Annotated in this window: 10 protein-coding genes; 1 reads left to right on the top strand and 9 read right to left on the bottom strand. The window is 64.2% G+C overall.

Features of this window, described 5'->3' with window-relative positions:
- Window positions 1-84 precede the first annotated feature (84 nt).
- A complete protein-coding gene (locus L5G33_RS11810; protein ID WP_236998381.1) occupies window positions 85-573 on the top strand; it encodes an SRPBCC domain-containing protein in 489 nt (162 codons plus the stop codon).
- Between the two features lie 63 nt (window positions 574-636).
- Here L5G33_RS11810 and L5G33_RS11805 read toward each other — a convergent pair whose 3' ends face one another.
- From L5G33_RS11805 to L5G33_RS11765, 9 genes are all read right to left on the bottom strand, one after another.
- A complete protein-coding gene (locus L5G33_RS11805) occupies window positions 637-1,998 on the bottom strand; it encodes an MFS transporter (protein WP_236998380.1) in 1,362 nt (453 codons plus the stop codon).
- Between the two features lie 9 nt (window positions 1,999-2,007).
- Window positions 2,008-2,889, bottom strand: a complete 882-nt coding sequence (locus tag L5G33_RS11800; protein ID WP_236998379.1) for an alpha/beta hydrolase — start codon at window positions 2,887-2,889, stop codon at window positions 2,008-2,010.
- On the bottom strand, window positions 2,886-3,827 hold the full coding sequence (locus tag L5G33_RS11795; protein ID WP_236998378.1) for an NAD-dependent epimerase/dehydratase family protein: 942 nt from the start codon (window positions 3,825-3,827) through the stop codon (window positions 2,886-2,888). Before L5G33_RS11795 ends, L5G33_RS11800 begins: the two co-directional genes overlap by 4 nt.
- A gap of 126 nt (window positions 3,828-3,953) precedes the next feature.
- Window positions 3,954-4,748, bottom strand: coding sequence for a hypothetical protein (locus L5G33_RS11790; RefSeq protein ID WP_236998377.1), 795 nt, complete (start codon window positions 4,746-4,748; stop codon window positions 3,954-3,956).
- 44 nt (window positions 4,749-4,792) lie between these two features.
- Window positions 4,793-6,634 carry a flavin-containing monooxygenase gene (locus L5G33_RS11785; RefSeq protein WP_236998376.1) on the bottom strand — a complete coding sequence of 614 codons (1,842 nt, stop codon included), beginning with the start codon at window positions 6,632-6,634 and terminating at the stop codon, window positions 4,793-4,795.
- Window positions 6,635-6,716: 82 nt separating this feature from the next.
- Complete coding sequence (locus L5G33_RS11780) at window positions 6,717-7,178, bottom strand: VOC family protein (RefSeq protein ID WP_236998375.1); 462 nt, start codon at window positions 7,176-7,178, stop codon at window positions 6,717-6,719.
- 47 nt (window positions 7,179-7,225) lie between these two features.
- Entirely contained in the window at window positions 7,226-8,116 is an 891-nt protein-coding gene (locus L5G33_RS11775; protein WP_236998374.1) for a cyclase family protein, read from the bottom strand.
- 306 nt (window positions 8,117-8,422) lie between these two features.
- Complete coding sequence (locus L5G33_RS11770) at window positions 8,423-9,928, bottom strand: MFS transporter (protein ID WP_236998373.1); 1,506 nt, start codon at window positions 9,926-9,928, stop codon at window positions 8,423-8,425.
- Window positions 9,929-10,400: 472 nt separating this feature from the next.
- Window positions 10,401-11,453 (bottom strand): alcohol dehydrogenase catalytic domain-containing protein, encoded by a 1,053-nt coding sequence (locus tag L5G33_RS11765; protein ID WP_236998372.1) that lies wholly within the window; start codon window positions 11,451-11,453, stop codon window positions 10,401-10,403.

Below are 11,453 nucleotides of genomic sequence, written 5' to 3'. Positions count from 1 at the left end.
CCCCCCCCCCCCCCCCCCGATTTGATCGGCATTTACACGCCGATAGTCGCCTCGGACACTCTCTTACTACAATTGGAGGAATCGATGAATGAATTGACACTCCCAACGTACGACCCGGCAACACTGGTGCGGTCACTGACCGTCGACATCGACGCCCCCGCGAGCGTAGTCTGGGATGTACTCGTCAATCTCGACGAGTATCCGGCGTGGAATCCGTTCTGCATCGCCGTGACATCGACGCTGGAGATCGGCGCGCCATTCGACATGACGTTGGCCGACTACTCCAGTGGCGAGGGAACCTTCTCATACACCGAGTACGTTTGCGCAGTAGTGCCGGAGAGGCTTCTGTCATGGGAGCTACTGCCCACCGCTGAGTCGAACGATGCCGCACGGCGCGATCAGGTGATCGAGACCGTATCCGAGACGGCCTGCCGCTACTACTCGACCGACGCCTTCCTCGGTTCGCAGGCCCACACGATCATGGCCGAGACAGGCGAATGGGTGAAGCGCGCGTTCGACGACACCGCGATAGCGCTCAAGGAACGTGCTGAAGCCTTGTACTCAGCGCGCTGATAATACGAACGATGCGAAGGCCCGCCGAAATCGATTCGACGGGCCTTCGCGTTGCTTCCCTGATCAGCCAATCGCCGGCTCCTTCAGCACAGAAGTCCGCGGCTGCCGATCGTCGGAAGCTCCGTCAATCCGACCGTCGTCGTCTGCGACGCCGCGCGTCGGGATAGTCCCGAACGCCACGATGGCGACAACCGCTGCGATGACGATCAGCACGGCCGCCGAGTACGGATTGCCGGACACCGCCGTCACCTTGGCTGCGAGGTAGGGACCCGCGCCACCACCGATGGCCGAGCCCAAACCGAAGGCGATGGCCGCTCCGCTATATCGGACACGGGCCGGGAACACCGCGGTCAGGGCCGCGTACGCGGGGATCGCCGCCGCACCGGACAGTCCCGTGGTCAGCGCGTATCCGAGGGCGGAGACGGTGAAGTTGCCGTCCGTGGCCTTCATCGAATACATCACCGGGAAGATCACACAGCCGAGGACCACCAGGAGGACCACCAAGGTGCCGCGACGACCGAGACGGTCGATGATCATCGCCGACACCATCAGCACGATGATGGCGCCCGCAGTGCCGACGGCCGCGATTGCTGCGGCGCGTCCCGGTTCCACGCCAACCTCCTGGTTCAAGTAGACGGGAAGGTAGGCGGCGAGGATGTAGCCGATCATCAGAATCGCCGCGCTGAGTATCACCAGCCGGATCACGACGCGCCAGTACTGGCGAAACAGCTCCCGCAGCGGATCACGAACCGGCTGGGACTCGTCGGCGATCCGACGGAACTCCGGAGAGTCCTCCAACCGAGTGCGCAGCAGCAGACAGGTCGCGGTCAGCGGCAGCGAGAGCAGCAACGGGATCCGCCATCCCCAATCGTTCATGGCGGCGTCGGAGAGGATGAACGATACGAGGGTGACCACGGCGGGCGCGACCGCCGTGCCGACCGTGAAGCCGATCGGTGTGACCGCGCTGAGGCGGCCGTGGTTCGACTTCCCGGCGTGCTCAGAGATGAACGTCGTCGAACCCATTTGTTCGCCGCCTGCGGCGAAGCCCTGTGCCAGACGCAGGACGACCAGCAGAATCGGTGCAGCCACCCCAATCGTCGAGTACGTCGGCAATAGACCGATCAGAGTCGTCGAGATTCCCATGGCGACGATCGTCGTCACCAAGGTGAACCGCCGGCCTCGGCGGTCGCCGAGCCGCCCGAAGAACAAGCCGCCCAGCGGTCGGGCGACGAACCCTGTGCCCAATGCCGCCAACGAGGCCAGCGTCGCCGCAGTGGAACTGTCACTCGGAAAGAACAAGGGCGCCGTGTAGGCGATGACGAACACGTAGACGATGAAGTCGTACGACTCCACGACAGTACCGAGGAGGCCTGCCGTCGAGGCTCGCCGGACGATGGCCGGCGAGGGAGTTAGCTGTGTGCCCATCGTGGACTCCTATCCGCGGTCGGTCGACGGGTCGGCCGTACGAGAGGTGATGAAATCGGTCAGGTGCGCGACGGTCGTGACCGAATCCGACTCGTCGGGGAACAGCAACGGCCAGGTGTGAGAGCGGCCGGCGACGACCTCCAACTGCGCCGAGACATCGTGCTGAGCGAGCGCGCGGGCGAAGCCCACCGCGTCATCCACGAGCGCTTCCTGCGCGCCGACCTGCAACAGCGTCGGCGGAAATCCGGTGAGGTCAGCCAGCAGCGGTGACACGAGAGGATCGTCCGAGGCAGCCCCCTGCAGGTACGCCTCGCGGGCGGATTCCGCTGCCACGTACGGGAAGAACACGTCCGGGGACGATCGATAGAAGGGCGAGGTGCATCGGAGGTCCAGCCACGGCGACAGTAGGGCGAGCCCGTCCGGCTTCCGACGGCCGGCTCGGATCGCAGTCGCGGTGAGCGATGCCGACAGGCCTGCTCCCGCCGAGTCTCCTGCGATCACCACCGGGCCGTCCGATGATGACACCAGGCCCTCGTACACGGCGACGACGTCGTGTAAGCCCGCCGGAAACGGATTCTCCGGCGCCAGTCGGTAGCGCGGAACGACCACGGTGGTCCGCGTCGCGTGTGCGATCACCGCGCAGTACTTCAAGTACGCCTCCGGGCTTCCCATCCGGAACCCGCCACCGTGCAGATACAGGACCGTGCCCGCGTCACCGCCGCGGAGTAGGCGACAGGGCACTGTCCGGTAAGACGTGTCCTCGACTGAGACTCCCAACGACGGGTCGGCAGGTGAGGCCGCGAATCTGGCTCGGCGGTCGATCAGTTCGGGATCGGCAGGCACTCCCGCTCGTTCGGCGGGCAGAAGTGCCGCGGCGGACGGCGCCGTCATCGGATGACCGCTCCCTGACCCGAGACCAACATGTCCGGGTGTCGTGCGGCGACCGTCCGCCGAATGCCCTCACGCCAGTCGACCGTGCACGGACCAGTGATCTCGAGTCGGCGCGACACATCGGCGACCGATCCACGAAGTGTGCCCTCGATCGGCGTGACCTCGATATCCGCCTGCACCCCCATCAACTCGGCCGCGTACGCGGCCCATTCCTGAGCGCTGACCGGTTCGTCGCCCGCCCAGTTGACGATCGTCGCAGGAACCGTCGCCGCCTCGAGGAGGCTGCTGACCTGACTGTTGATGTCGTCTTCGTAAATCGGGCTGTACATGCAGGGATCCCACCGCGTCGTGACCGTCCGACCAGCGGCGATCGCATCGGCGTGCAACGCTGGCAGACCGCCGTTCGGCCCGTACGAGGCATTCATTCGAGCGATCGTGACCGGCACACCGAAGGCGCGTGCGGCGAGTCGGGCCGTCGCCTCCTGGCCGATCTTCGATACCGAATAGGTGGGCGAATGCGTGCTGTTGCACTCGCCGAGCGGCGACTGCTCCGTGAAGGCGTACATCGGGTCGTCCTGCGGCCGATAGACCGAATGGGTCGACATCACCAGCGCGCCACGAGCGTTCCGGCAATGCTGGAGCAGCAGCCCAGTTCCCTCCGCGTTGTCGCGCAATGCCGTGTCGTAGTCCCAGCCAGGCGCCTGATTCGCGGCCAGGTGCACGACGTAAGTGAAGTCCGTCGGAAGATCGGTGAACTCGCCGCTGCCGACGTCGCCGCGCACCGGAGTGATCCCGGCATCGACGAGCCGCTGCCAGTCTTCGGGCTTACTGAATCGTGCCAGCCCCCACACCTCGTTGGCCGCGCCCAACTCGCGCGCGATCGGGAAGGCGATCTGGCCCGCAGCTCCTGTCACCAGGATCTTCTCACCGCTCAGCATTCTTGACTGACCTCACAGATATAGGGAACGAGCACCGGCTCGTCGTGTTTCGGATCCACCGCGTGAAGGAGCGCGGCGGCAAAAGCAGATGCGCGGGCGACCGTTGCGCCCGCGCATCCGTGACAGTCACCAGAGTTGATCGGTGTACTTGTCGGTTCCCACTTCGGTCGGGATGAACGGCGCCGCGAAGGTGACGCGTCCCGCGCCGGACTTCTCCACGTCGGCGGCGTAGTCGATGATCTGCTGCCAGCTCTCAGTGGGATCGCCCTCAAGAAAGCAGAGCTGCATGATGCGGTCCATCGTTCCGCCGTCGTTGCCCATCTTCATCGGCACGTTGTGATCGGCGGGCCACGGCTTCATCCGCCAGCTGCTCACCTGGTCGACGCCGCCTTTGGCGAGCAGTTCACGGACCGGCCCCGCGTGGAGCGCGGCGATCGCGTCGTCCCGTTTGGTGGCATCGGCAGGCTCGATCATGACCGAGACCAGACCGCGGTAGTTATGGTCGAGCGCGAGCTCCAGCGGTATGCCGTCTTCGTGTGCGGACGACGTGGCGTCGGGCAGATACTGGCCGGTGTGCACGTGCTCGCGCTCGGGGAAACCTCGGCCGGCCGCGTAGAGTTCGCCGACCTGGGTCCGGGCCCACGCCTCGGCCTCTTCCATCTCCGGCTCGTGGACCCAGTACGTCGCAAGGTACGAGCCTGCACCGACGGGCTCGGCGACGGGGCCGTCCTCCGGGAACCGCAGATCTTTGAGCTCACGCGTCGCGACCCAGCGGCGCCCGGCGAACCAACCCGGTCCGACCATGCAGCCCGCGTAGATGTGGTCACGCTCGTACCACCGGTTGTACGCGACCTCGTGGCCACGTTGGGGGTCAACCATCGTAAAGAGCATCTGGCCGATCTTGACCGGTGCCTCCGACATTTTTCTGTCTCCTAAAGTTGTGATGAACGCTGGTGGGCGATGCACTAGTGCTCGGTGACGAGACCTTCGAGGTTGCCGTCTGCGCGCCAGTCCTCGAGTAGGTCGAAGTACTGGAATCCAGGCACAAACACGCCAGTGACCAGTGGGTTTCGCGAGTCGGTGATCTTTCCCTCGTTGTTGTACAGACCCGGGGTGCAGGTCAGCAGCCAGTCTGTACGAGTCGCGGTCTGGTCGCTCATGACCTTGCCCCAGGCCTGTTCGGCTTCGGCTGTCGGCTCGATGGTCCGGGCACCTGACGAAACACACGTGTCGATCAGATACATCATGTGGCGCGCCTGCTCGTCGATGAGATGGGCGATGTTCGTTATCGTGGCGGTCTGCGTGAAGCCGAGTAGAAACAGGTTCGGGAAGTCCTTCGACAGGAACCCGTGCAGCGTGCTGAGACCGTCCGCGAACTTCTTCGACAACCGATTGCCGTTGCGGCCAAGGACGTCGTAGCCGGCCTTGTCGGTCCACGTGCGGCCGCCCTGGAAACCGGTCGCGTAGATGATCAGATCGAACTCGCGTTCCTGCCCGTCGGCCACGATTCCGGTCTCGGTGATCCGTTCGATCGGAGTGCTCGCGGTGTCTACGATGTCGACCGAGTCCTTGTTGAACGCGGGAAGGTACTCGTCGCTGAAACCCGGCCGTTTACACATCGTGCGGTAGTAGGTCTTGAGCTTGTCTGCCTTCGACTCGTCGGCGACGATGGCGTCGACACGATCGCGGAGCATCTCGTTCCACTCGTAGTCCGACCGCTCCATGGCGTCGATGAGTTGCTCGATGCTGGGGTTCTCGCCGCCCGCCTCGAACACGGCGTCCATCTGATATTTGGCGAACTTGACCCAGCCGTCGTCGACGTCGCTGAGCGTGGCACGGTCCTGGACGCACTTGTCGAATGCCGCTCGCCGCTCGCGATGCCAGCCGGGCGTGAGCGCCGAGAACCACTCGAGGTCGGTCTCTGCGTTCTGACGCGGCATCACCTGCGTCGGCGTGCGCTGGTAGACGACGAGTTCGTCGGCGAAATCCGCAATCTGGGGAATCACCTGCAGGCCAGTCGCGCCGGTGCCGATGATCGCCACCTTCTTGCCGCGCAGACCTTCGAGATTTCCACTGTCATCGCCACCGGTGTAGGCGTAGTCCCAGCGACTCGTATGGAAGCTATGCCCCGCGAAGGTCTCGATCCCGGGGATGCCGGGCAGGTGCGGACGTGTGAACAGACCGCTCTGAGTGGCGACGAAGCGCGCCCGGAACTCGTCTCCCGCATCGGTGCGCACGGCCCATCGTGCGGTGTCTTCGTTCCATTCCATGTCGGTGACACGCGTCTGGAACACAGCATGGTCGTACAGACCGTGCTTGCGGGCCAGGGACTGGCAGTAGGCGAAGATCTCGCTGCCACGGATGTACCGCTCCGTGGGAACGTACCCTGTCTCCTCGAGGTACGGCAGGTAGATGTACGACTCGACGTCGCAGCGGACTCCCGGGTATCGGTTCCAGTACCAGGTACCGCCGAAGTCGGCGGCGACATCCAGAATCTTGTAGTCGGTGATCCCGATCTTCTCGAGCTCGATACCCGCGGTCATCCCCATGAACCCGGCACCGATGACGAGGACGTCGAGGTCCAACGAAACCGGTTCCGATGTACGCGGACCGTCGACGTGCGGATCGGCGTCGAAGTCGGCGAACTTGCCGGTGAAGTCGATCGCCTGGAATTGATCGGCGCCTTCCTTCGTCAGCCGCTTGTCCCGCTCGGCCGCGTACTTTTCACGGAACGCTTCGAGCTGTTCGACTCGTCGGGCAGGGATGAACGAATGAGGATCGGCGACACCGATATTCTGGTCACTCATGGGCTGGGTCCTAAAGGAGTTGTCGTGCATAGGTTTCAAGCCGAGACCTGGATCGGTCCAGACAGGGGTCATCGCACGCGTGTCACCACGCGGTGCCTGCGGGGATGAACATGAACTCGATCCGGTTGCCGTCGGGATCGGCGATGAAGGTGAACTGTGCGGCCTCGGGATCGTCGAGCCCGCTGCGTGTGTGGGGCACCGGGGTTCCGCCGTACTCGACCATTGTCTCGACGGCCTGATCGATGTCGTCCGCGAAGAACGACAAGTGGGTGAGGCCGAGGTGATTGCGCCGATGGTGCGGCTCGCCGATCACGCCGGGCTTGCTGTAAGCCAGCAGCTCGATACGGAAACCGTCTTTCACGATCATCGTGGAGGTCAGGCTGCACGGGGCGTCGACCTCGGGGATCTGCTCGTCGAGCACGTAGTGCGCGACCTCCTCGAAACCGAGTCCGTCGCGGTAGAACCGCATGCTCCTGTCCAGGTCGGTCACACAGAGTCCGACGTGGGAGGTGCGATACGTTGCGGCTGCGGCATTCTGAGTCATTGGGGTGATTCCTCTCGATCCAAATGAGTGGGTTGCGGCGTGGTCGATCAGCCGACGGCGACTGGGGTAACGGGACTTGCTGTCCCGCCGGTGATGTTGAGGGCACCGATGGCGAGCAGGAACTCGTGGCATTTGTCGCTCGCCAGTTCCTTGAGGTCGAGATTCTCGACGAGGTGGATACCGTTATCGACCAGCAGGACGATATGGCCGCCGAGGTAGACGTCCTGATCGAACGGGATGGCTTCGACAGCCGAATTGTCTGATCCGACGAGTGCGACGTCGCATTCGGCCAGGTACTTGGCTGCGTCGATTCCGATGCCCGGCTGCGGGAGGAGCTCGGACTGGGTTCGCATGAACTCTTCGAGCCACCCGGTGCGGATCAACACGAGGTCGCCGGCGGCAAGGGCGACGCCCTGCACGTCGAGCGCGTGACGCAACTCTTCGCGAGTGATCACGTGACCCGCGGGCAGGACATCGACTCCCGCGGCCGCCGCGACGTCGATCAGCACTCCGCGACCCACGATGGGGTCGACGTTCTCGATGCCACACTTGTCCGCACCCGAGTACGGACTGACCCCGTCGTGCGGATGCCCGTTGTAGATCTTGTGGTCGGAGTACACGTGGCAGAGTGCGTCCATGTGCGTAGAGGTGTGCGACGGCATGACCAACTGGTCTTCGTGCGCACCGACCCCGGGGACGCCCCCATTCGCTTGCGCCATCGCCTCGTCGTCGTGGTTAATCATCGTGAGGCGTTGCGGCGTTCCGCGATACTCCATGTTCGGCACACCGGAGCGTTGGATCGGGATTCCGAGGCTGTAGCGCTTACCCGTCCGAGGAATCTTCAGGGCAGCGAGCACGCTCTCTTGGGTCAGCAGATTGAGGGCGCCCTTCTCGTCCGATTCGCCCCATCGCCCCCAATTCGACTCGCGTGTACTCACATCGGCTCCTTGTCCGTCGATCATGTCGATTCCGTAGAAATTTCGTCCCGGCGAAAGTGGTGTGCTCGTGCGCGATCCGCTCAGCGGTTCGTCGGTGTCGTCTCCGTCGCACGATTCCGTTGCCGTGATACGAGTCACTGTAGCCATCGGCTACGCTTCCGTCAACACATTGGTGATTCTGGAGGCATCTACGCAGATAAGCGGGAAATTCATAGAATAGACCCACCCCGAGGAGCGGCGGCTAAGGAGGCATAGCGCAGCAGGTCGTCAACCGTCTTGGTTGCCGACCTGCTGCGTGGCATACAGTCAGCGGGTCGTGGCCACCGCCCGGTGCGTAGCTGTGGGCGGATCAACCTCAGCAGACTGCCCGCTCGGGGCGATACTGCTTACGTCGTTGGGCTCACCGATAACGGTTAGGTCGCCGACTGCGTCGTTCTGAACCGTTACCTCGATGATCTTTCGTGGCACGAAGAGGACGGCGACAACGCTGATGAGCGCGATACCGGCCGCCCCGATCCACGCGAACTTCATGCCGTTGGCCGAGTAGAGGGTGACGCCGTCGACGACGCGAGCGACGTTCGAGTTCAGGAGGGTGAACACGGCGACGGGAAGGATGGCGCCCAGCATGGACTGTGACGTGGCGACGATGCTCGCAGTGGACGCCTGTAGCTGCGGCGGCACCGTGGAGAACTGAACGTTCGGAATGGAACTGTAGGCCAGGCCGGTTCCGATACCGGTGATGATCGCGCCCACCAGCACGATCCATCTCGTGTCCATTCCGGACATGATGACCAGCGAGCCGACGGCGAGCAGGCTGGACCCCAAGGCGAGCAGGACGCGCGGGGTGAGGCCGCGCCCGATCATGATTCCGACGAGGACGCCGCCGATGACCTGGGCGACACCGAGCGGTGACTGAATGGCGGCGAAACCCTTGGCGTCGATGCTGAAACCGTAGCCGAGGCCGAACGACGCCGAGGTCATGCTCATCAGCGGAAGAATCGTCGAACTCACCGTGGTGGAGCCGTACGCCGTGCCGGCGGCGATTGCGGTCAGCCCGATGGACCTTCGAGTGAGGAGACGGAGATCTATCAGCGGTGCCTTGACGACTCGGGCCGAGTAGATCCACAGGCTGAGCATCACGATGCCGACGAGGAACAGGCCGAGCGTTTTGCCGTCCGTCCAGCCCCAGTCCACTCCGAAGCTGACCGCGACCAGGATCGCACCGATACCGGCGCCGAGCAGCCCGGCGCCGACGAAGTCGATCTTGGATCGCAGGCGGAACGACGATTCGTCTGTAAAGAGCCTGATGCCGATGCCGGTGATCACGAGGATGACGGTGAAGAACCAGAACAGGGACCGCCACCCGAAGCCGTCCATGAGCCAGCCGGTCAGGAATGGCGTCGCGACGCTCACGACTCCCATGCCGCTGGTTGCGAGAGCGGCAGCCATGGCCACCGTCTTCGGCGGGTAGACGTCGCGAATGAGCGAATAGCCGAGGAAGAGGCAGGTGACGAGCAGGCTCGACATCGCTCGGCCGGTCAGGAGCAGGATGAAGTTCGGAGCGAGCGCCGAGACGAGCGAACCGGCGGCGGAGACGAATACGCAGATGAGCAAGACGCGTCGCTTGCCGAACATGTCGGCGATCTTGCCCAAGGTGGGGCTGATCACAGCGGCGACGAGGAGGAACGCGGTCTGAATCCAACCGCCCTGGTTGGTGTGGAAGTAGGCCATGATGCCCGGCAGTCCGGTCGAGATCATGCTGGCGTTCATGGTGAGGGCTTCGAGCAGTACGACAAGAGATATCAGCGACATGATGAGCCGGGGAGACCATCCCCGATCGGAGGCCGGGGACTCAGTTGCGTCAACTGGACCGGTTTGCGTCATTGATGTTCCTTTGGCTTGCGGCGTGTGCCTGGGGGGCGAGTGCTGCGGCCCGCGAAACTCGGGCGCGGCGAGCGCGGCGGGCAGGTCGTCAAGATGATCGATCGGATCGTCCGCCGGTCGTCTGACCGGCTCGGTTCGGGTGATTGAGGCTTGTGGTGCGATCGCCTGAGTCACGAACTGACGGCGCGGTCGGCCGGTGATTACAGCAGTGCTCCGCGCACTCATGCGCGCTTCGAAACCGGCGCATCCGCGCAATCACAGGAAAGATGATTCGTGACTGAAGTCACTGTAGCCACCGGCTACGTCGGCGTCAACGGTTTGCTCGGAATTGGTCCACGCCCCGTCCGGAGCCTCGTCTAGGCCGGGCGGGCGCACCCCACACACGCCCGGCTTCGCAGCGTCAGGAGCCAGCGAAGTCGATCACCGCTCGGCCGCGCAGCGAGCCATCACGGAGCTTGCCGTACGCCGTCTCGATCTCGTCGGGCGAGAACACCTCGACCGGGCTCTGGATCATTTCGCGTCGAGCCAGTGCCATCACCGATTCGAGATTGCGCACGGTCGAGCCCTGATAGGTGAAGACCTCGCCGTCTCGCGGCAGCAGGTGGAACCACTCCCCCAGCGTTGCGAGTCGACCGCCACCCGCACCGACCAGCCCGTACTTGCCGCCGGGTCGCACAGCTGCGATTCCGGTAGCGATCGTATGATCGATTCCGACGAAGTCCAGGAGCGCGTCGGCTCCGCGACCGTCGGTGAGTTCGCGGATCTGATCGAGCGTCGAGTCGTTCACTCCCTCGAGCGTCTCGTGCGCACCCAGTTCACGCGCCATGGCCAGCTTGTCCGTCGACATGTCGATAGAGACCACGAAGGCGGGACTCACGGCGCGGAGGAACTGGATGGCGAAGGAACCCAAGCCGCCCGCACCGAACACGACGGCCGTCGACTGCGGCGTCAACGCCCCCCGGATGCGATCGACTCCGTGGTAGGCCGTGGAACCCGCATCACTGAGTGGTGCGGCGTGGATCGGGTCGAGCCCACCGAGCGGCACGATGTCGCGCGCATTCTTCACGAGTACGTAGTCGGCCAATCCACCGTTGTCGCCGTATCCGCGGCCTGCACCCGCATTGCTGCAGTTGTTCGGGGCGTCGCGCAGGCAGTACCAGCAGTGTCCGCAACTACTCGCGGGCAAGACCACGACAGGCTCTCCGACACTGAGGTGATCGACCCCCTCACCCAAGGCTGCGACTTCTCCCGCGATCTCGTGGCCGAGGGTGAAAGGGAACAACCACCCTGCGGGTTCGACTGTGGCAGCGGGCATTTCCTGCATGTCGAGGTCAGACCGGCATAGCCCGACAGCGGTGACCCGCAGGACCGCCTCCCCCGGACCCGGGGTCGGCTCCGGGACCTCCTGCCACGTCGGTGCAGTCAACGGTGCCGTGATCCGGAAAGCGCGCAT

It is taken from the genome of Gordonia liuliyuniae (genome assembly GCF_021738805.1).
Taxonomy (GTDB): Bacteria; Actinomycetota; Actinomycetes; order Mycobacteriales; family Mycobacteriaceae; genus Gordonia; species Gordonia liuliyuniae.
Note: the sequence above shows the minus strand (reverse complement) of the source record. Positions and strands in the feature narration are given on the sequence as shown.